Here is a 22,049-nt window from a genome sequence, read left to right as displayed (position 1 = left end):
AGGCGTTTTCTGTTCAAAATTGAACAAAAAGCGCCTTATTTTTCTCTATAATGAATTTTTTTATAAAAAACGCAAGTTTTTCAGTGCCCTCGTTCAATACCAGACTCATGCCTAAAATCTACCTGTTTTATATTTAAAGAGATTCGCACTAATGATAATTTAAACAAAGTGAATTATTTACAATCGCAATTATGTTGTTTAAAATCAATTACCATACGCCCTTGAATTCTACCTTGTTCCATTTCTTCGAATACATCTTGTACTTCATCTAGATGACAAGTTTTGACAACCGGCACTACTCTTCCTTCTGCACCGAACATAAATGCCTCTTCTAAATCTTTACGAGTTCCTACTAAAGAGCCAACTACTTCAATTCCGTCTAGTACCAGTCGCGGAATGTTTAAATCCATAGTTTCTACTGGTAAACCTACCGCCACTACTTTACCGCATGCACGTACTGCATCAACTGCTGAGTTGAATGCTACTTTAGAAACGGCTGTTACTACAGCAGCATAAGCGCCACCAAACGCCTCTTGAACAATTTTATCAGCAGGACCTTGAGAAATTGGATTGATAGTCATATCAGCGCCAACCTCTTTTGCTAATGCTAATTTGTCGTCATTAATATCTACTGCAATTACCTTTGCACCATATACATGCTTAGCATATTGGATAGCTAAGTTACCTAATCCACCACAACCATAGATTACGATAGGTTGACCTGGTTTAATATCTGATACTTTAATAGCTTTATATGTAGTTACACCTGCACATGTAATAGATGATGCTTGAGCAGGATCTAATCCTTCTGGTACGTTCACCGCATAATCAGCTGTTACGATACACTGTTCAGCCATACCACCATCTACTGTATAACCAGCATTCTTAACTTCACGACAGAATGTTTCTCTACCAGTTACGCAATATTCACAACGTCCACAAGATTGGAACATCCATGCAATACTTACACGGTCACCAATCTTAAGTGAAGTTACATCATCAGCTATTTTCGTAACAATACCTACACCCTCATGACCTAAGATGCGGCCATCTGTGTTACCAAAATCATGATTTGCAACGTGTAAATCAGTGTGGCAAACTCCACAATACTCTACATCTACTAACGCTTCGCCTGAACGTAACGGACGTAATTCCTTTTCAATAACTTCAATGTTTGCTTTGCTGTTTTTATTAACGACTACTGCTTTCATATGTGATCTCCCCTTTAGTGTTTTAGAATTTTAATGAGTTCATCTCACAACTTCTGTCTTCACTGTTTTGGCTAATTATTGTGCCAAATTTAAGTGTTCAATCATCATTACATGTTCATCATAACACGTAATTTTATAAGTACACTGTAAAATTTTGAACAATATTTGAATTATTATCCAAAACGTGTTTGGATGTATCAGGCTATTTTTTGATTTTATATGCGATATATATAGAGGTATAAAAAAAGGAATGTTTTTAAATATGAGAAATTATGACTATAAGTAAGTGGCATATTTCTATGTAGAAATTAGACAAAGTAGATTTAGAGGATATATCAACAGACTATTGACCAATATAAAAAGCTCTTCATTTGAAGAGCTTTTTATATTCGCTTCATCGAAATTGTTTCACGAATGCTTTGTAAATTTTGTAGTGTTTCCTCTTGTCGTTGCAACGACAAGCCCACATACAAAGTATCTAATTATTGAAAAAAGAAAAACCTTTATTAGGCATCACTATTCATTTTAATTTCTCCTATGTATTCTGCCGTAACATGTGACACGATTATTCATACTTATTATTATTTCTCCCCATGTTTCACTGCGTATAATGCGGCTTGTGTACGATCGTCTACTTCCAATTTAGCTAAAACATTTGAAACATGTGTTTTCACAGTTTGTTCCGTAATATGAAGTTCTGCTGCAATCTCCTTATTACTTCTACCTTTCGTAATTTCACGAAGTACCTCTTGCTCTCTTTTTGTTAACATAGAAAAAGGATTTTCTTTTTCTTTCTTTCCTGCAGGACGTCCTATTAATGCAGATGTTACTTTCGGATGGAAATTTGCGTTCCCTTGATGTACGGCAATAATAGAAGCGACAAGTTGCTCAGGTTGTACTTCTTTTAATTGATAACCATCTGCTCCAGCTTCGAGTGCTGGTAAAACATAATCTTGCTCTGAAAAACTACTTAACATAAGTATCTTTATCGTCTCATCGTATTCTTTAATACGTTTTGTTGCCTCAATTCCATCCATCTTTGGCATAGATACATCCATTAGTACGACATCCGGTTTTTCTTTTCGTACAAAACATAATGCCTCTTCACCATTTTCTGCTTCCCCAATAATTTCAAATTCTTTCCTCGTCTTCAAAAAGAATACGAGTCCCCTTCGAACGATATGATGATCCTCAACTAGTAGCAACTTGATCTTCACCCTTCTTCTCCCCTTCAAACCGGTAATTGAATTTCTATTTTTGTACCCTTTTTTAGCTCTGTTTTTATTTGAAATGATCCACCCATTAACTGTATACGTTCCTTCATACTTTTTAAGCCAAGTGCGGACTTTCTTACTTGCTCTTGTATAAATCCTATTCCGTTATCTTCTATGTAAAAATGTAGCTGGTTATTTTCCATTCTTAAAAGAACATGCACCTTTTCACATGAAGCATGTTTTTTACAATTATGTAGTGCTTCTTGACTAATACGCCATAAAACCTCTTCTATTTCATCACCAATTGAAACCATCCCATCAATTCGAACTTTCACTTCGATCCCTAATAGCTTCCCGTAATTTTGAATCGCTTCTGCTAAGCCTTTCTCTAACCCTTCAGGTCTTAATTGCCAAATTAATAGCGTCATCTCCTGCAAAGCTTCCTGTGATAGTTCCCCTATATAGTTCAACATCTCTTGCAAGTCTCTATCTTCCGTCATATTTAGAGTACCTTTAGCTGTTAGCATAATAGAAAATAACAATTGTTTAACTGAATCATGTAGATCACGAGCCAACCGATTTCTTTCCGCTACAACTACGTATTTACGTTCTTTCTCAACTAACTGAATACGTTGTATTGTCGTTCCAATTTGAAATGCAATCGATTCTAACAACGCTAACTCTTCCTCTGAAAAATGCGTTTTATAAGGCTCAGCCACATTTAATAGACCAAATTTCTCTAATCCGGACCTAAGCGGAATTGTCGCATGATGTGTAACATCTTCGGTCTCTCCCCAATTACATTCAATCGCATCCTCTATTCGTTTACATTCAATAATATTTGTCGCTTTTTCCAATTTCCCGTTCACAAAACGCTCTACACACCAGCAGTCTCCTTCACACATCGGTTTCTTTTCTTGCCACGTAAGAGCCGGGGGTAAGTTTTGGTCTACAAGCATACGATACTTTCCATTTTCATCAATGAAGAATATCCACCCTGTTTGTAAATTCATAACTTTTAACAATGTATGTAATACTTTTTCTAACATTTCCGGTAAATTTGTTGCTTCATTTAGTAACTCAGCAATTTCTTTTAATGCTTCTAAACGATGCATCTCTTTTTCTTCAAAGTTCATTCTCATCACCAACTACCATTATAACATTAAGAAATTTCTAAATTCTACAAACAAAAAAGAGCTGAATTCTTTCAGCTCTTTTTGCTATATCAACTTTTAGCATCATAATTCTTGTTACTGACCTGTACCAAATGTTGAAATCACTTTTTTTAGGAGATATCTAATACAGCTCATTCAAATCTGCTGATCTTCAAATCCAAATTCTAAGTGAAAACAGAAATTAGCTAATTTTCTTTAACTATCTGATAAAGATTGTCCCCCATGAATATGCTGTAAACTTTCAGTAGTAACGAACATATTCGCTGCTGGCATTTGCACTTGATTTTTATGAACCATAGACATTAACTCAAATCTTACTTGTCTAGAAGTTTCAAAATAATCTTCTGGCTTAATCAAACCTGTAATACAAAATTCATATCCAATATATTTAAGATTAGGATTTAAGTCTGTAACACCAACATATTTAAACGGCTCAACTGCCTCATCCTCTACTCTATAAAGACTGTGAGCCAATTTTTCATTACAAATCACACAGACTTCCTCTAATAATCCCTTAACTCTTGTGGGATCTTCCTGATAGCTTACCGTGATCCTTTCAATCACTCGCATCCATCCTTTATTAAAGTTTTGTATCGTTCTGATCTCTCCATGTGGTATAGTGAGAAGTTTTCCTGACCATTCACGAATTTGCATAAAACGAATACTGATTTCCTCAATAGTTCCTGAATTTGTTCCGTTAAAAGTAACAAAATCGCCAACACGAAACTCTTTGTCCGCTAATCTTGCAAAGCCTAATATTACATCTTTTAGCAACTGCTGTGCCGCAAAACCGATGACAACTCCCGCTATCCCTGCACCTGCAAGAATACTTTTTATATCTACAAATTGGCTAATTAAATATATGATAAGACTGATGATTATGATATATCTAAAAATAGAGCGAATTACACTTTGAATCGTCTGTTCTACCTCTTCATCAAAAAAGTTGGACTTTCTAAAAAACCAATCAATAGTACGGTTTATGGCAAAAGAAATAATGATAAGAACTAAAGCAAATAGGAAAAACCTTAAAATTAAAAACTCCCTCACATAATTAAAAAATTCCTCAGTATACGTTAATACACTCATCTAACCACTTCCTGACTAATGAAAATTTCATACAGAGCTGTTTTATTGTAAATGCATATTTATCATCTCAACACTTGTTTTCGGAACAGCCTGTATCCTGACCTTAAATCGTACTTTCTTAACTATGTATTTGTATTCATTGTTCATCTTTAACAATATAACGCTTTCATCAATCTTTCCATTTTAGATGTCCTTTTCTATTTACTATAAATATACCCTTTTTAATAGTCTAAATGGGGATTACAATAGAAATTTTTATAAACAACTTTGCAATACTCACCTCGTTCAAAGGAATATATTCACATAACACCGAATAGTTCATTTAATACTTTTTTCTCACGGAGGTTACAAACAAACGTAAAAAAGAGGCCTTTTGGGAAGGCCTCTTTTTTACTTCACTTCTGCATTTAAACAAGACTTCAAATGTCCAAGTGCATATTCATGTCCTTGTGCATTAAAAGATGCAACGGCCTTTTCATAAACAACAATTTTAAATCCTTTATTATAAGCATCTACTGCTGTATGAAGAACACAAATATCAGTACATACACCTACAAGATGAACTTCTTCTATCCCTCTTTCTCTAAGCTTCATCTCTAAATCCGTTCCAGCAAATGCACTATATCGTGTTTTGTCCATGTAATTTACATTCTCAGCATTTTTATTTTTTTCGTATACATCTTGCAATTCACCGAATAAGTCTCTTCCATTTGTACCTGCTATATTATGTGGAGGAAATAACTTCGCTTCTGGATGATATACATCATTCTCTTCATGTTTATCAATCGCAAACACTACGTAATCTCCATTTTCAATGAATTGCTTCGTTATATGTACAATTTCTTTCTCAATTTCTTGGCCCGGCTTTCCGCAAGTTAAAGCACCTTGTTCAGCTACAAAATCATATGTATAATCAATGTTTATAAGAGCTCTTTTCATAACTACAATCTCTCCTTCTTCTGTTTCACAGTAAACAATAGAAAATTTGTTATTACGACATCGTATGTACTATTCGACATTTCAAATGAAATACCTACATTGTTCTTGTAAAACTTACCTCAATCCGAGTTTATCATAAAACCGATAAATAAAGACAAAACATACTGTTCCTATTAGCATATCGTGGATTTGATAATTGAGTGTAATTTGAATAACCTCTTGTATAGTAAACCAAATTACTGACATCATCATACTAATCAAGACGATACGAACAAACCGATTCACATCTTCAACTTCTTTCTCTGTCATAGTAGTAATAAGTGATTTCTTACTACTTATTACTACTAGAAAGCAGAACAAATTATTCACTATTACATCATTCAACCCAAACAAAAAAGTGCACTACTTTTTTGAGTAGTGCACTTTTTATTCCTCTTAAGACGCAGGCTTCGTTTCAAACGTCGCTTGATTAAAGCTAATGACTTTTCCTTTCGGATCATTGTTTTCATACTGAACTGCAGTAATCGTATGACTACCTGTCTCAAGAGTCTTTTCTTTTAATTGTACTGTTGTCTGTGTTGTACTAGTTACTTGATGTTTATCTGCATACACTTGGTCTACAAAAACGAATGTTTCTATATCGTTTTGAAAATTAGAAAGTTCTAATTCAACTTGCTGAATTAAAGTATCCTTTTTGATGAATACAGTTGGTATATTCCCATTTTCAGAAGTACCATCTGGTGTAATTATTTTTACTTTTCCTTCTCCAACTGGCATTGTTCCTTCAGGAAATACAATCATATTCTCATCACTTGCATTTACAACTTGTTCTTCCTGATTTGACTGTGCATCCTCTTTTTCCTTTGGAGCACCACAGCCTACTAATAACAATACAGACAATCCAGCGATTATGAATTTCTTCAAAATTCATCCCCCCGGTAATTTCATTATAATTTATTATACAAAAATAATTTTAATATTTTCAAACTAGTTTTCAACACTTTCATGAACAAATACTAACTTGCTCACGATTACTGTATCATAATTTCCTTAATAGAACATTAATTTTTTGTAAGCAATAAATAGAAGTTCTTCCTTATTCATCATTTTAGCCCAAAATCGCACCAAAATATCCAAAAAAATAAAAAGACATCGTTACAATGTCTTTTTTATTTATTAGTTAATAAATGTTGTAATCTCATCTACTTCTTTTCGAGAAAGTTTCTTCGGCTTATCTTTCGGAAATCCGAGTGAAATAACCATATTTATTTGTTTTTCAGGCTCAATTTGTAAATATTGTCTCAGTTCATCTTGAGCTAACAATACCGGTCCTGTCATTGGACAAGTGCCAAGCCCTTTCGCATGTGCCGCTAACATTAAGTTTTGTGCCGCTAAACAACTACTCTTAATCCCTTCTTCTTCCCAAACTGAATCAGGAACGAAGGCAATTGGATCAAATATCTTTTCGCGAAACTTTGATTCATATGGCGTTGCCAAACATACGATTAATACTGGCGCTTCAGAGAAAGCTGTCGCATACGGTCCGAAAGAACGTGTAAGTAATTTCCCTGCTTTCTCTTCTCCATTTTCTGCTGCTTTTGCCGCAAGTTTATGTAATGCATCCCATGTCATTTGTTCAATTTCTTTAATTTTCTCTCGATTCATAATAACCAAGAACTCCCACGTTTGTGAGTTCGTATCGCTCGGTGCGTAACGAGCACAATCAATTATCTCTTTTATATCACTAATAGATACTTCTTGTTCTGTAAACTTTCTAACGCTTCTTCTTCCGTGAATTACTTCTTTAAAATCTGTATAATTCATACATCAAATCCCCTTTTTACAGCGTTTTCAAAACTTGTCCTATGGTTGAATTATATCATGAAAAAAAGCTGGGGGAATACCAGCTTTTTTCTTCATTATTAATTGATCACTTTAAACAAACTAATACTTTCCTCATATGCAGCTTGCAGTTTTTTCGTAATTGGCCTTCTCTCGCCGTTTCCAAACTCCTCATCACCAATTTGAACAACTGGGAATATTTCAAGTGGTGTCGCTGTAAAGAAGCATTCGTCAGCCTCGTATACTTCTTGTAATGAAAATTCTCGTTCTTCTACTTCAATATGTAACTCTTTTGCCAATGTAATAACGTAGTGACGAGTAATGCCATGTAAAATAAAATTATCAGCCGGATGTGTAATCAATTTATTATTTTTCACCATAAAGAAATTTGAATGACACCCCTCTGTTACAATTCCATCTCGAACTAATATCGCTTCTTGGTAGCCTTGTTCGTTTATTTTATTTTTAATCATTATATTAGGTAGCAAATTTAAAGATTTTATATGGCAAAATTTCCATCTTATATCCTCTTCTACTGTTACCTTTATACCAGATTCCATCGTAGCGACTGGTCTTGGGAACGAAACAATATTTGCAAAATATGTCGGTTGTAGATCTTTTTCATATACATGATTTCGTGCTTGAGCACCTCTTGATATTTGTAAATATACATTCCCATCTTCTTGAAATTGATTTTTTTCAATCATTTGAAGTAGCTCTTCTACTAACTCTTCCTTCGTAAACGGTGGAATTAGTTTAATTTCTTCCATTGAATTAAAGAATCGCTCCAAATGTAAATCTAATAAATGAGGCTTACCATCGTACAGTCTAAATACCTCATAAATACCATCACCAAATTGAAAGCCTCGCTCTTCTAATGCGACCATCGGCTGTTCTTCCTTCGTATTTACAATTCTCCCATTGAACAAGATCCAATCTTTATGAGTAGCTTTCATTCTTCCACTCCTTTTATTCATAATTGATTTTATTGTACAACTTATACCAACTTAATTAAAGGAATTTTCTGTATTTTTTGCCGATAAAAAAGCACATCACTTCGTAAAGGTGATGTGCTAATTCATTTATTCATTTATTTATTTATTTATTTAAAAAAATATTTTTCAATATCATCTAACATAAGGTTTGCAGCTTTAATGCCGCCTGCTGTTTTCCAAATTACTTCATCTACTTGGAATACTTTATTATTTTTAGAAGCCTGTCGTTGCTTAAAGAGCGGATCTTCCGTCCACATTTGGAATTTGCTCTTTTGTAATTCCTTTTATCGCAAATTCATCTTTATCTTGTAGTGGTGGTCGTTTAAATCCAATATCGTTTAATACGACACCTGAGAATGAGTTCTTTTGATAAATACGAACATCACCTGGCACGAAGCGAATAATAGACACTTTAGAGTTTAATTTATCTCCTAACCTCACTTTCATCCCCCACTGATTATTAGCCTTCACCAATCGGGCTTTTACGGGCAGTTGATCTCCCACTTAACCTCTGTGCTCCAGCTGAATTTTGAGGTCGGAGTCTTACTGCCCGCAAATAGCGGGATAAATAAACAATTATGATACTAAATAAAAAAACCACCTTATGTAAGGCGGTTTCTATCATTTTGCTTTAACCAATTTAATATAAATATGTACGATTGATAGTGTATATAACGTATGCAAAATAAAATAAATAAAAGAACTATTCCGGCACCGCTATATAACAGGCCGAACTTTAAAAAAATGTTCAAAAGTGGTGGGAAGTTAGTCATGTTTTGTAATATAGTAAGCATACAAAATAAAATGAAAAACACAGGGACATATTGTAATTCATATGGCTTTCTTTTCTTATTCATTCTGCTTCGAATGTAAATATGGCCTATCTCCGCTACTATAAAACACCCTCCTATTAATACAAGACCAGAAGTCATCGTCATACATCCACCTGCCTTATATTTATTTTATCGCATAACTAATCATCGTTATATTTTCTTCACATACATTTCATCTACCTCAATAAAACCAAAGCTCTCTATGAAAGATTTAGCTCGCTCTTTCAATTCCTCTTGGAGCACTTTTATCTCTTTCACATTTCTTTGTTTCATCATTTCTTCAAATGTGAAATACGTATTTGTGCCATAACCGTAACCTTGATAGTCAAAATGAATAATTAATTGAGATAAAATGGAATTTCCCTCTTGAACACTATAATCTATTACACCGATATATGTATCATCCACTTTTACACAATACTTTACCTTTTTCTCACCTAAACTATGCGAACCGAACATTTCTTTAACAACGCTTTCATTTTCTACAGTTACTTTCTCAAACGTAATCATATGTTGTCCATCCTTTTACTATTATTGTATCAATAATACGTTCTATTTATGAAAAAAACCTTAAGATCATATACGATCTTAAGGTTTTTCTTATTAAACTAAGCTATACGCACGTTTTGTTTCTTCATGGAACTTATTCGTATCGTATTTATGTTCAACATAAATTTGATGCCATACCATAAATGCAAGTACAGTCCAAATTTTACGGCTATAATCGCCTTTATCTGCACAATGTGCTTCCAGTAAGTTTAATACATACTGTTTGTCGATTAAATGCTCTGTTTTACTTTCGTTGATAATATTTATAGCCCAGTCATGCATTTCGTCTTTTAACCAATGACGAATTGGTACTGGGAATCCAAGTTTTTTACGATCTAACACGTGATCTGGAACAATTCCGCGTGCTGCTTCACGTAAAATAGCTTTCGTAGTTCCGTTAGCAATTTTAAATTCAGTCGGAATTTTAGATGCAACGTCGAACACTTCTTTATCTAAGAACGGTACACGAAGTTCTAATGAGTTCGCCATTGTCATTTTATCAGCTTTTAATAAAATGTCACCGCGTAACCATGTGAACATGTCAATGTACTGCATTTTGCTTACATCATCATAATCTTTAATTTCGTTATACAATGGTTTCGTGATATCCATATAGTTAACACTTTCATCGTAATACTTCATTAATTCAGCTTTCTCTTCTTCACGGAAGATTTTCGCATTTCCATAGTAACGCTCTTCAATTGGCGTACATCCACGCTCTAAGAAGCTCTTTCCTTTAAACCCTTCTTTAAGAGCACCGCTTAATGCTTTTAGAACGCTCTTACCTGGGCTAGGAATATAAGAGAACATTTTTAGTGAGTTTGGCTCACGATAAATGTTATAGCCACCAAATAGCTCGTCTGCACCTTCACCAGAAAGAACAACTGTTACATGTTTACGCGCTTCTTTCGCTACGAAGTACAATGGTACAGCTGCTGGATCTGCTAAAGGATCGTCCATATGCCAAATGATTTTTGGGAATTCATCCATAAATTCTTTCGCTGAAATAAATACGTTATGGTTTTTAACGCCTAATTTTTCAGCAGTTTCTTTTGCAACATCAACTTCGCTGAAACCGCGTTGCTCAAAACCAACAGAGAATGTTAATAGATTCGGATTCATTTCTCTTGCAATAGAAGCAATAATAGATGAATCGATACCACCAGATAAGAATGAACCTACTGGTACATCACTGCGCATATGCACTTTTACTGAATCGTATAACACATCACGAATTGCTTGGACATGCTCCTCTTTCGTTGCGCTTGAAGCGTTGAAATAAGGTTTCCAGTAGCGATGGATTTCCATCTCTTTACCTATTTCTTTTACGAAGTAATGACCAGGCTCGATTTTATTAACATCAACTGTTAATGTTTCTGGCTCTGGACCATACTGGTACGTAAAGTAATGTTGTAGTGACTTTGGATTAACTCCTTTGTCTTCCATTACATGCATAATACTTTTCTTCTCAGATGCGAAGAATGTAGTATCACCTTGTTGCGCGATATATAATGGCTTAATACCGAAGTGGTCACGCGCACCGAATAATTTCTTTTCTTCACGATCCCAAATCATAAATGCAAACATACCACGAAGGTAATCTACACATTTTTCTTTCATATGTGCATACAATGCAATAATAACTTCTGTATCAGATTGCGTTGCAAAAGTTGCACCTTTTTCAAGTAACATTTCACGTAATTCTACATAGTTGTAAATTTCACCATTAAAAATAATTACATATCGATCATTTTCATAAGTTAGCGGCTGATGTCCTGCCTCTAAGTCAATGATACTTAAACGGCGGAAGCCAAATTGTACATGTTCATCACGAAAATATCCTTCGTCATCTGGACCACGGTGGAAAATCATCGTGTTCATATTTTCAAATTGATGTTTTTCTGTTTCTGAAAATCCTCTAGGGTTTTCACATAAACATCCTACAAAACCACACATACTTCTTACCCTCTTTCGGTTTTCATTCTGTCTCTATACTACTATATCAACCCTATTTATACTAGCATAATCAACTGAATATGGCGACCAAAAACTATAAAAAAATCACTCCATTTCACATTTTTAACAATTTTTTATAAAAACATGAAAACTAGGCATTCACCTTTCTCCGCTTTTGTCATATGATATCGCAAATTGATTTCTAGGAGGGAATACTATGAGTGAAGAAAAAAAAGATTCTTCTCGCCCACCAGTTCGAAGTTATTTAAAGCAAATTGATGATTTTTTTGAGCAAACTCCACTTCGTAATGTAATCGCTGATTTAAATCATTTTTTCCAAAAAGGAAACCGTTTATTAACATTCCCTGTAGATTTATATGAAGTTGGTGAGGAACTCGTTGTTACTGCTGAACTACCAGGTATACAAAAAGAACAAATACAAATTGAAATACAAAGTGAATACTTAAAAGTCTCTGTGAAAGAAGAGATACTTGAAGAGACAGAAGAGCAAACATCTCATAACTATTATCGCCGAGAACGGTCCATTTCAGAAGCATCAAGAATGATTAAGTTACCGTATTTAATTAATAAAAAAGCAGCGAAAGCTTCTTATCAAAATGGTGTGTTAGAAATTCGTGCACCAAAACTTCCGCAGCAACATGACACTTTATCCATAGATTAATGTAAAAAAAAGGGTGCTATGCACCCTTCTTTTTAATCCACTAATCGCTTCATATCACGTATAATATCTTCGTATGGCGTATTACTAATGCCATTGTACTTTTTCATTACTTTTCCATTTTGATCAATCAAATAAAATGATGTTCCATGTATTACTTGACCGTTCTCGGGTTTATCTACAAGTGATTGGAAATTATCCTTTGAAAACTTTGTAATATCCTCTAATGAATAACCAGTTAACAAGTTCCAATTACTCGTATCTTCTGTGAATTTTTGGATGAAAGTTTTCAGATTCTCTGGCTTATCAAGATCAGGGTCTACACTAAACGACACAAACTGAACGTCTAATTTCTCTTCCTTCGCCATTTTCTGTAATTTTGCCATGTTAGCAGTCATTGGTGGACAAACTGTTTGACAGCTTGTAAACATAAAATCTGCAACCCAAACTTTCCCTTTTAAATCTTTTGTACCAAATTGTTTTCCATCCTGATTTGTAAATTGGAATGTTTCTAAGTCCCAGTTTAACGGTTTACGAAGCTTTGAGCCTGATTCACTACATCCAGCAAGTACAAAGAGACAAAATACAACCATAAGACCAATTATTTTTTGATAATGCTTCATTTATAAACCTCTTTTCTCTATCCTAAATTTAAATAGGTTATGTTCATAATAACAAAAGTTAACACTACGAGAAAATTGTTTACTACATTTGTTCACGAAATCGTACGAATTTACGTATGTTACTTCTTTATTTCAACCGAATTACTAGACAAAATATATTTTACTACTATTATTTCTCTAACCATTATATTTACGAGACAAAGTTCATTGTTAAATTTGTAAATAACTCCCCCTATTTTTTTACAATTACTTAAACATTAATCCATGTTAAATACTGTATTCCTTAACAACATTTCGGTACAATACAAATACAACGATTGTAAATGAGGTGATGTTCATGGCAAAGCGCTATGAAAATATGGATAATGTTAGCACAAAAAAATCAATTCGCTCTTTTTTACAATGGCGAAAAGAACGAAAACAAAACAAAAAAGATTTTTCTTTCTTAGTAGAACAATCACCCGTTAAACAAAGTGCATTTTTGCAAAGTAATGTTGAAAAAACGACTGTCACATGGATTGGGCATTCCACTTTTCTTATCCAAACGAATGGACTTAATATATTAACGGATCCAGTATGGGCCAATAAATTAAAGCTAGTTCCAAGACTCACAGAACCTGGACTCTCTATAGAAGAATTACCTAAAATTGATATTGTCCTTATTTCACACGGTCATTATGATCATTTAGATTTTTCAACACTTCGCCAGCTAAATGATGATGTTCTATACCTTGTACCTATCGGGCTAAAAAAATTATTTACTCGTAAAAAATTCACAAAGGTAGAAGAATACAACTGGTGGGAAAGTACGATCATTAATGAAGTGTCTTTCCACTTTGTCCCTGCACAGCACTGGACGAGAAGATCATTATTTGATATGAATACCTCCCACTGGGGTGGATGGATTATTGATAATACGAACACTACAGAAACCATTTATTATTGCGGTGACAGTGGCTATTTCCAAGGTTTCAAAGAGATTGGAAAACGATTCCCAATTGATATTGCTCTTATGCCAATTGGCGCTTATGAACCAGAATGGTTTATGAAAGTATCTCATGTTTCACCTGAAGAGGCCGTGCAAGCTTATTTAGATTTAAACGCTACACATTTTATTCCCATGCATTACGGAGCTTTTGCACTCGCCGATGAAACACCTCGTGAGGCAATAACTAGACTTCGAAATAATTGGAATTTACGAATGTTACCGTGGGAACAACTGCATGTACTCTTTTTAGGCCAAACTTTTACTTATAATAGCGCAACAAATGATAAACAAGTAAATGAAAAAATTGAAACGCTACATATATAACGTAACTACTTATTTTCTACATCCATCATATAATATAGAAAATCATAAAGTGAAACTTTAATCAGTGGGTTTTTTCTTCATCCCCCACTGATTATTAGCCTTCACCAATCGGGCTTTTACGGGCAGCCCTAACCTCTTTGCTCCAGCTGAATTTTGAGGTGGGAGTTTTACTGTCCACAAATAGCGGGATAAAGGGTGTTTTCTATGAAAGAATATTTGCAGACTCGCTATATCATTAGCGGTAGTGCCTGTATAACCCTTCTTATTTCTTACTTTCTCTTCACATAAAAAAGCTACTTGAAATACATTTTCAAGTAGCTTTTTTATTACTCTGCTAAATACATAAATCCGATTGCACCCGGACCTGTATGAGTACTAATAACTGGAGTTGTATAGAAAATTTCAGATTGTGCGAATCCACTCGCTTTTTCAATCGCTGCTTTCATACTTTCAGCTAAAGGAATTGCTTTTGCATGAGGAATCCCAACAGCTTTTATAGACTTCCCTGCTGTATCCTGTTCAAATATTTTAGTTAGTGTCTTTACAATCTGCCCCTGGCTACGAACTTTTGTCACAGGATTGTATGCTCCACCATCAAGGTTTGCAATTGGTTTGATATTCAGTAAAGAACCGATGAACGCTTTCCCTTTACCAATACGTCCACCTTTCACTAAGTTCTCCAATGTATCTACTACTACATATAGGCGAGTATTTTTTCTCACTTCTTCAATTCGCTTTAAAATATCTTCTAGTGAGCGCTCTTCTTTTGCCATTTTTGCTGCTTCAATTACTTGATATGCTAATGCATGGCTAATGAACTGAGAATCAACAACTGTTACTTTTGTATCGGTCATTGATGCAGCACTATTTGCTGTTGCAACAGTACCACTCATTCCACCTGTCATATGGATGGATAGTACTTCGCTCCCATCTTCCCCTAGCTTTTCGTACATTTCTATAAATGTACCCATAGCTGGTTGTGATGTCTTTGGTAGTTCTTCTGATTTTGCCATTTCTTCAATAAATTCATCTGGTTGTAGATCAACGCGATCTAAATATGTTTGTCCATTTACAGAGATTGATAATGGTAGAACATGAATGTCATACTTCTCAATTACCTCTTGTGATAAATCTGCCGTTGAATCTGTTACAATTTTAATTTTTTGCATATTATATTCTTCCCTTTCCAATACGCTCTCCTTGTTATTATACTAGTATTCCTATTGCTTTCAACAATTTGGAACGAAATTTCATCAAATTAATTATATTTTTATATCTAAAATGAAAAAGACAGAGTTCCTAACCCTGTCTCTACTCTGTATTATGCATTTTTTTCAAGAGTATTTGTTTTATATACATTTAAATAATCATTCCACTTCAAACAATTTTGTAAATATTCACGGAAAGAATACGAAAATCTTGGTTGCTTTTGTTTTTGAATTTTTGCGATAAATAATTGAAGACGGGACTGAATCAGAAACGATAATGGATGCTGCGCCTGTAGGACAGGGATTTCGAATATTTTAATACAATCCCCTGTTGAATGAGTGAAATAAAAACTTTTCGTAATCACAATATCAATCCTCTTTTTCATTGGATTTTTGAACTTCCTCTACTTTACGCTGTAACACGTTGTTTATAGTGGAGACTCTATTGAATACAAAAATACCCTTAGACAATTCCTGTAGTCCTTATGGTTAAAAAATCTATGCTCTACTCATCTCCACCTAATCCATTCCCTGTCTTAAATATCCTTTGAGACGGGAATCTCATTATCCGTAAATTACTTAGTAAATTCAGTATAAACTTATAAAAGCGCAAAGTTTGTCTAAATTTTGGAGATTCTATAATTTTTTTCTTCTTTATATTGTATACGTTTATAGCCATAGTATAACAACTAAATAAAAAAGTGCCTTTATAACGAGGCACTTTTTGAATGTATTTCTTCTTCTCTTTTCTTTTTTCGCTTGCTAACAATTTTTGATAAAGCGATACTAATTTCATAAATACAAATAAGCGGTACCGCTACTAAACTATGTGATAAAAAATCAGGTGGTGATATACACGATGCGATTATTATCAAAGCCACATAAGCATATCTTCTTATTTTCACAAGAAATTCTGCTGTTAAAAGTCCGATACTCGTTAAAAACATCACCACTACAGGTAATTCAAAAATCACAGCAAATGGCACTGTTAAATTAAGTACAAAATGAAAATATTTTTCTGTAGTAAACATCGTATTAAACATTTCATTACCTATCGTAGTTAAAAAATGAAATAGAAACGGCATTACAATGAAATATCCAAAACATAAACCTGCAATAAATAATATGGACAATACAGGTATATACATCACCGTCATCTTTTGTTCATTTGGATGTAAACCCGGTTTTACAAATAACCAAATTTGTATAGCGGCAAAAGGAATTGTACACACAATAGCAAACACTGTAGCAATTGAGAAAAAAATCCACAATACATCACTTGGACCGAGAACAGTTAATTTCATTGGTAAATCTTTTACTAACCAAAAATAAATGTCCTTCGTAAAAGCAAAACCAATAATTAAAAATATCACAAAGGATACAACTGTATAAATTACTCGTTTACGAAGCTCAACAATATGTTCTACTACGCTCATTTCTCGATCTTCCATCTCGTTCACCACACTTTATTTATCCATTACAAGGAACATTCATCACATTTTTTCCTTCTTTTCCTTCTCTTCAAATGCGTCATCTGTCAATTCTTTCGTTGATTTTTTAAATTCTTTTAACGTTTCCCCTAAAGCCTTCCCGATTTCCGGCAATTTTTTAGGGCCAAATAAAATGAGTACAGCTACTAAAATTAAAATTAACCCTGGAAAGCCAATATTTGAAAACATTTCCCCATCCCCTTTTTTAGTAGATTCCTTGTCCTACTATTACATAATTTTATTTTGTCAAAAAAGTTTGAAAACGTCAACAAATCCATTGCCTTTTGTCAAAAAAATTAAAAAATATAATCAATTATACAAATTTCATTTTCTATTGCCCTTGTGTATGATATGGTAAAGGAAACGATATATTATTTTATAATAGTAGAAAGGATTTGCATTATGACTAAAAAAATGACACGAATGACCCAATTTGTGAAAGAAGAAATTGCAAATGCAATCACACATGGTATCGGTGCCATTTTAAGCATCCCTGCCTTAATCATATTGATTATTCATGCTTCAAAGCATGGTACCGCATCTGCTGTAGTTGCATTTACGGTTTATGGTGTAAGCATGTTTTTACTGTACTTGTTTTCAACATTGTTACATAGCATTCACCATCCAAGGGTAGAAAAATTATTTACTATATTAGATCACTCAGCCATTTATTTATTAATCGCTGGCACGTATACTCCTTTTCTACTTATTACACTTCGCGGAACATTAGGCTGGACGTTACTTGCTATTATATGGACACTTGCAATCGGCGGTATTATCTTCAAAATTTTCTTTGTACGCCGCTTTATAAAAGCATCAACTTTATGTTATATCATTATGGGTTGGCTTATAATTGTTGCCATTAAGCCACTTTACGAAAATTTAACTGGACACGGTTTTTCACTACTGTTAGCAGGCGGCATTTTATATTCTGTCGGGGCTATCTTCTTTCTTTGGGAAAAGCTTCCTTTCAATCATGCCATTTGGCATCTTTTCGTTTTAGGTGGTAGTACAATGATGTTCTTCTGCGTACTCTTTTATGTCTTGCCTGCAGCATAGTAAAAAAGGTTTCAGCTTGATATAAGCTGAAACCTTTTTTATTACTTATGTAATTTTGATGCGATAACATCCTGTGTATGCTTCGTTAATTCTTTAATATCCATATTTGCATACTCTTCAGGTGTAATCGGCTTAGAAATTGTTACGGTTGCATGCGCTGGTTTCATACGATTTCCATTCGCTTCAAACATTTTATATGTACCATCTAACGTTACAGGTAAGATTGCTACACCAGATTTTACTGCAAGGTGAAAACTACCAGCTTTAAACTCTCCTATTTCGCCGCCCTTACTTCTCGTTCCTTCTGGAAAAATTACGATAGAATGTCCGTTCTTTAATAGCTCGATTCCATCTTTAATTGCTTTAAGAGATTGACGACGATCATTACGATCCATAAATACACAATTCATAAGTTCCATCCAAGTTGGTACAACTGGAAACTTCTTAATCTCTGCCTTTGAAACAAATCCAATTGGCTTATTTAAGTAACCTAGTAAAACAGGAATATCCATATTACTTTGATGATTACTTACAACGAGTACTGGCTTGTCTTTCGGGACATTTTCAAGTCCTTTTACTTCTACTGCCCCTCCAGCTACACGTACCATTTTCTTACCAAACCAGTTTGTTGTTTTATACACAACACTATCTTTTTCTTGTGGTGACATCGTACTTATTTGTCTTTTAAGACGCCACATTCTCGGTGTAATCGCAATTACGATTAAAATTAAATAAAAGATTTTAAAAAACGTTTGAATCATACAGAACCCCCACCTATTATCATTCCGACCTTCATTATACTAGACAAACGAAGGAAAAAGAAGAAAAAATGTCCAAACAACAAGTGTTTGGACATTTTTAAGCATTCCATATTAGAAACGTTTTGCTAATTCACGCGCATTTGCAATTGCTGTTTCTTTAATTTCTTGTCCTTTTTCAGGATTTATGTTCATTCCTTCAACTGCAATATATTCAGTATCATTTATACCGATGAATCCTAATACCGTTTTTAAGTGGTTGCGACCGAAGTCTACAGCTGCATATGCTCCCTCAGAATAAACGCCACCTGTCGCTTGAATGTGAAGTGCTTTTTTACCTTCTAGTAAACCAACTGGACCATTTTCAGTATATTTGAATGTTTTACCTGCGATTGCTAAGTTATCTAAGTATGCTTTTACTACTGGCGGATAGCTAAAGTTCCACATTGGAGTTACGAATACATAACGATCTGCATGCATAAATGTTTCTAGGTTTGTGTTCATTGCTGCAACTTTTTGTTGTTGAACTTCAGTTAAAGTTTCAAAACCTTCACCTGCTGCAAATTTGCCCCAAGCTGCAAATACATCTGCATCGATTGCTGGTACAGTAGTGTTGAATAAATCAATTGTTACCACTTCATCTTGTGGATGCTCATTTTTATAAGCCTCGATAAAAGCTTCCCCTACTGCCATACCGAATGAGCCCTCTGCTGAATTTGGATTTGCTGTAATAAATAGTACTTTTGTCATTGTATTCTCTCCCTTTTTTCTATTTTATCTTTAATTCAAGATTTATAATTTATAAGTAAATAGCTTACCTTATGTAAGTATAATACAAAAAGTTATACTCAATGTCAATAAAAAATAGCTGCTTTTTTTTCGTAAGTTAATAAGTTATGTAGTTTCACTTTACTTTCGTATATAAACATTATGATTTTAACCAAATAAAAAACTACCTCCATATTTCATGGAGGTAGTTTCTATCAATTTCTATTTTTGAAAAACATGTTTCACTTTTTCAGCAGGAATATTACTTCCGCCTCTACCTTTTACATCTTCAATCATCATTGTAACCACCATATCTGGTGAATTCAAATCAAACGCAGCGAACCAGCCTAGTTCTTTTCCTTCTGCTTCTTTAGATACTTTTAATTCTGCTGTACCTGTTTTTCCAGCAAGAGTCATACCATCAATTTTAGCAATTTTCCCAGTACCATCTGGATCATTAATTACTTTAGTCAAAGCATTTTTTAATATATCCTGATTTCCTTTTGAAATGACATTCTCTTTCCAAACTTTTGGTTGTTTATCTGTTTTGATAATGTATGGCGAAGGTATATTTCCATCATTAACAATTGGCGCATATGTTAAAGCTAAATGAAGAGGAGTCATTAACACTTCTCCTTGTCCATATCCTGTATCTGCCATTTGAATATCATTTTTAATGCCGTCATTTGCAATTTTAGAAGCAGGGAATCCATATTCAATTGGTAGTTTCTCATCGAATCCGAATTTTTTCGCTTCACTCATAAATTTGTCTTTCCCAATTTTCAACGCTTCCTGTGCGAAGTAAATATTATCCGAGTATTTCATTGCCTTATCAAAATCAATCGGATTTGCATCTTTCACACGCGTTACATAATAATTACCCCAAGAAGAATCTTTTGTCCATTTCAATCCTTCAATTTTCAACTCTTCTTTTGGATCAATCGTTTTCGTTTCAAGACCAATTGCAGCTGTAATTGGCTTAAATACAGAACCTGGTACCGATAATTGTGTGAATCGATTCGTCATAGGCTTTTTCGGATCATTATTCCAAGCTTCACGTTGTGCTTTTGATGTTCCTCGTGCAATTAAATTAGGATCATAAGCCGGACTACTTACAAGTGCAAGCGTTTCCCCACTTTTCGGATTAATTGCAGCACTAGATCCAGCCTCTCCTTTCATCTCATTATAAATTTTTTCTTGAGTAGCACTATCAATGGTTAAAGTTACATTTTCCCCATCAACAGCATCTGTTTTCGCTAAATTTTTTATTTCTTTTCCTTGCGCATCTTCCATGAAGACACGGCCACCTTTTTTACCACGTAGCTTTTCTTCCAACACTTGCTCTAATCCAGCCTTACCAACTGGCTCATCAGCCTGATAGCCTTTCTTTTGAAGCGTTTTTAAATCTTCAGCATTTACCTTTCCAATATAACCAGTTAGATGAGCTGCCGCTTCTCCTAACGGATATGTACGGACATTTACAGGTTTTGTTGAAACGCCTGGTAAATCGATGTACGTATTTTGAGTTGCCCCTTCAGGCAATATTCCAATTGGTACAAGATAATTTGGTTTTACCCATTTTGCAGCTAGTTTTTGATCAATCTCTTCTACAGAAATATTTAACAACTTCGCTACTGTCTCTTTCGTTTGTGGAGCAGTATCGCCTAATTTTTCTGGAACGATTCCAATTTCAGAAGCTTTCCCATTCGTCGCAAGACCTTTTCCGTTACGATCGTAAATTTCTCCACGTTTCGGTTGCGTCGTTTGCATACGTACTTTACTATCTTTCGTCATGCCAGGGAAAATGAAATCAGGAGTCCAATCTATTTTCCAAGATTCTTTATCTCCATCTTTCTCTTTCACCATTTTTGCTTCTTGTCCAAAAGTGATTTTACCACCAACTGTATCCATGCTTACCTTAAAAGGAACAGGGCCTTCATCCTTTTTATCTTTTTTTACTTCCCCTGTTTCTATTTTTAAGTTTTTCACTTCGATACCAGAATAGATTCTTTCATATTTCTCCGTAAACTCTTTCTTAGAAATATCTTTTTTTGCATTTTCTGATAATTGATCATACATATCAGCAAATTTTTGTTCATTCCAGGCTTTTGCATATGTATCAAATACTTCTTGTGGTTTTTCTTCTTTACCACATCCAACTAACATGAATGTTAGACAAAGAAAAAGAATCCCCCATATTTTTTTCACTCGATTCTCCTCCTCTTTCAATTTTGCATACATCTAATAATTTTAGCATATTTTACATGCTATCTTTTATTATAGCACTATCAAATCTCATCTATAAACTTATATTAATGAATACAAATAAAAAAGATTGATGTGAATTCT

23 protein-coding genes and 2 pseudogenes are annotated in these 22,049 nt (G+C 34.1%); 3 read left to right on the top strand and 22 right to left on the bottom strand.

The annotated features are described in order from the left end of the window. Positions 1 to 173: 173 nt before the first annotated feature. The 14 genes and pseudogenes from adhP to asnB form a co-directional block, all read right to left on the bottom strand. Positions 174 to 1,211, bottom strand: a complete 1,038-nt coding sequence (gene adhP, locus MR065_RS08055; protein ID WP_242213222.1) for an alcohol dehydrogenase AdhP — start codon at positions 1,209 to 1,211, stop codon at positions 174 to 176. 383 nt (positions 1,212 to 1,594) lie between these two features. Beyond that, a pseudogene (locus MR065_RS08050) lies at positions 1,595 to 1,693 on the bottom strand (MurR/RpiR family transcriptional regulator); the annotation flags it as partial. Positions 1,694 to 1,792: 99 nt separating this feature from the next. Next, positions 1,793 to 2,428, bottom strand: a complete 636-nt coding sequence (locus tag MR065_RS08045) for a response regulator (protein WP_242213221.1) — start codon at positions 2,426 to 2,428, stop codon at positions 1,793 to 1,795. 14 nt (positions 2,429 to 2,442) lie between these two features. Further along, positions 2,443 to 3,561: a GAF domain-containing sensor histidine kinase gene (locus MR065_RS08040; protein WP_472927159.1), complete on the bottom strand. Its 1,119-nt coding sequence runs from the start codon at positions 3,559 to 3,561 to the stop codon at positions 2,443 to 2,445. A 234-nt stretch (positions 3,562 to 3,795) separates the two neighbouring features. Next, entirely contained in the window at positions 3,796 to 4,689 is an 894-nt protein-coding gene (locus MR065_RS08035) for a mechanosensitive ion channel family protein (protein WP_242213220.1), read from the bottom strand. A 390-nt stretch (positions 4,690 to 5,079) separates the two neighbouring features. Continuing rightward, on the bottom strand, positions 5,080 to 5,628 hold the full coding sequence (locus tag MR065_RS08030) for a cysteine hydrolase family protein (RefSeq protein ID WP_242213219.1): 549 nt from the start codon (positions 5,626 to 5,628) through the stop codon (positions 5,080 to 5,082). A gap of 114 nt (positions 5,629 to 5,742) precedes the next feature. After that, positions 5,743 to 5,997, bottom strand: coding sequence for a hypothetical protein (locus MR065_RS08025; protein ID WP_242213229.1), 255 nt, complete (start codon positions 5,995 to 5,997; stop codon positions 5,743 to 5,745). 66 nt (positions 5,998 to 6,063) lie between these two features. After that, the gene (locus MR065_RS08020) at positions 6,064 to 6,552 is read right to left on the bottom strand and encodes a putative periplasmic lipoprotein (RefSeq protein ID WP_098266683.1); all 489 of its coding nucleotides are present in this window, start codon (positions 6,550 to 6,552) and stop codon (positions 6,064 to 6,066) included. Between the two features lie 252 nt (positions 6,553 to 6,804). Further along, a complete protein-coding gene (locus MR065_RS08015) occupies positions 6,805 to 7,452 on the bottom strand; it encodes a nitroreductase family protein (RefSeq protein WP_242213218.1) in 648 nt (215 codons plus the stop codon). A gap of 98 nt (positions 7,453 to 7,550) precedes the next feature. Next, positions 7,551 to 8,426 carry a D-amino-acid transaminase gene (gene dat / locus MR065_RS08010; protein ID WP_242213217.1) on the bottom strand — a complete coding sequence of 292 codons (876 nt, stop codon included), beginning with the start codon at positions 8,424 to 8,426 and terminating at the stop codon, positions 7,551 to 7,553. 146 nt (positions 8,427 to 8,572) lie between these two features. Continuing rightward, a pseudogene (locus MR065_RS08005) lies at positions 8,573 to 8,915 on the bottom strand (ABC transporter substrate-binding protein); the annotation flags it as partial. 152 nt (positions 8,916 to 9,067) lie between these two features. Continuing rightward, complete coding sequence (locus MR065_RS08000) at positions 9,068 to 9,397, bottom strand: hypothetical protein (RefSeq protein ID WP_242213228.1); 330 nt, start codon at positions 9,395 to 9,397, stop codon at positions 9,068 to 9,070. 51 nt (positions 9,398 to 9,448) lie between these two features. Next, positions 9,449 to 9,808, bottom strand: coding sequence for a GNAT family N-acetyltransferase (locus tag MR065_RS07995; protein ID WP_242213216.1), 360 nt, complete (start codon positions 9,806 to 9,808; stop codon positions 9,449 to 9,451). 93 nt (positions 9,809 to 9,901) lie between these two features. Next, entirely contained in the window at positions 9,902 to 11,803 is a 1,902-nt protein-coding gene (gene asnB / locus MR065_RS07990) for an asparagine synthase (glutamine-hydrolyzing) (protein WP_097905143.1), read from the bottom strand. Between the two features lie 217 nt (positions 11,804 to 12,020). Here asnB and MR065_RS07985 point away from each other — a divergent pair, with 217 nt between their 5' ends. Then, positions 12,021 to 12,485, top strand: a complete 465-nt coding sequence (locus MR065_RS07985; RefSeq protein WP_242213215.1) for an Hsp20/alpha crystallin family protein — start codon at positions 12,021 to 12,023, stop codon at positions 12,483 to 12,485. Between the two features lie 32 nt (positions 12,486 to 12,517). Here MR065_RS07985 and MR065_RS07980 read toward each other — a convergent pair whose 3' ends face one another. Further along, complete coding sequence (locus MR065_RS07980; RefSeq protein ID WP_242213214.1) at positions 12,518 to 13,105, bottom strand: SCO family protein; 588 nt, start codon at positions 13,103 to 13,105, stop codon at positions 12,518 to 12,520. 337 nt (positions 13,106 to 13,442) lie between these two features. Between MR065_RS07980 and MR065_RS07975 the strand changes: the two genes are divergently transcribed. Next, a complete protein-coding gene (locus MR065_RS07975; RefSeq protein ID WP_242213213.1) occupies positions 13,443 to 14,417 on the top strand; it encodes an MBL fold metallo-hydrolase in 975 nt (324 codons plus the stop codon). A 326-nt stretch (positions 14,418 to 14,743) separates the two neighbouring features. Here MR065_RS07975 and MR065_RS07970 read toward each other — a convergent pair whose 3' ends face one another. From MR065_RS07970 to MR065_RS07955, 4 genes are all read right to left on the bottom strand, one after another. Continuing rightward, the gene (locus MR065_RS07970; RefSeq protein ID WP_098989842.1) at positions 14,744 to 15,586 is read right to left on the bottom strand and encodes a DegV family protein; all 843 of its coding nucleotides are present in this window, start codon (positions 15,584 to 15,586) and stop codon (positions 14,744 to 14,746) included. 152 nt (positions 15,587 to 15,738) lie between these two features. Continuing rightward, a complete protein-coding gene (locus MR065_RS07965; protein WP_141436467.1) occupies positions 15,739 to 15,990 on the bottom strand; it encodes a DUF2535 family protein in 252 nt (83 codons plus the stop codon). Positions 15,991 to 16,332: 342 nt separating this feature from the next. Continuing rightward, complete coding sequence (gene tatC, locus MR065_RS07960) at positions 16,333 to 17,076, bottom strand: twin-arginine translocase subunit TatC (protein ID WP_098266677.1); 744 nt, start codon at positions 17,074 to 17,076, stop codon at positions 16,333 to 16,335. 42 nt (positions 17,077 to 17,118) lie between these two features. Beyond that, the gene (locus MR065_RS07955) at positions 17,119 to 17,304 is read right to left on the bottom strand and encodes a twin-arginine translocase TatA/TatE family subunit (RefSeq protein ID WP_000492440.1); all 186 of its coding nucleotides are present in this window, start codon (positions 17,302 to 17,304) and stop codon (positions 17,119 to 17,121) included. A 213-nt stretch (positions 17,305 to 17,517) separates the two neighbouring features. On the opposite strand from MR065_RS07955, the gene trhA reads away from it, so the two are divergent. Beyond that, on the top strand, positions 17,518 to 18,174 hold the full coding sequence (gene trhA, locus MR065_RS07950) for a PAQR family membrane homeostasis protein TrhA (protein WP_242213212.1): 657 nt from the start codon (positions 17,518 to 17,520) through the stop codon (positions 18,172 to 18,174). A gap of 41 nt (positions 18,175 to 18,215) precedes the next feature. Here trhA and MR065_RS07945 read toward each other — a convergent pair whose 3' ends face one another. From MR065_RS07945 to pbpC, 3 genes are all read right to left on the bottom strand, one after another. Continuing rightward, the gene (locus MR065_RS07945) at positions 18,216 to 18,935 is read right to left on the bottom strand and encodes a lysophospholipid acyltransferase family protein (protein ID WP_242213211.1); all 720 of its coding nucleotides are present in this window, start codon (positions 18,933 to 18,935) and stop codon (positions 18,216 to 18,218) included. Between the two features lie 111 nt (positions 18,936 to 19,046). Further along, positions 19,047 to 19,682: an FMN-dependent NADH-azoreductase gene (locus tag MR065_RS07940; RefSeq protein ID WP_242213210.1), complete on the bottom strand. Its 636-nt coding sequence runs from the start codon at positions 19,680 to 19,682 to the stop codon at positions 19,047 to 19,049. A gap of 240 nt (positions 19,683 to 19,922) precedes the next feature. Further along, a complete protein-coding gene (pbpC, locus tag MR065_RS07935) occupies positions 19,923 to 21,908 on the bottom strand; it encodes a penicillin-binding protein 3 (RefSeq protein ID WP_242213209.1) in 1,986 nt (661 codons plus the stop codon). Between the last annotated feature and the right edge of the window lie 141 nt (positions 21,909 to 22,049).

The sequence above is a fragment of the Bacillus cereus group sp. BfR-BA-01383 genome (genome assembly GCF_022663495.1).
Lineage (GTDB): Bacteria > Bacillota > Bacilli > Bacillales > Bacillaceae_G > Bacillus_A > Bacillus_A cereus_AU.
Note: the sequence above shows the minus strand (reverse complement) of the source record. Positions and strands in the feature narration are given on the sequence as shown.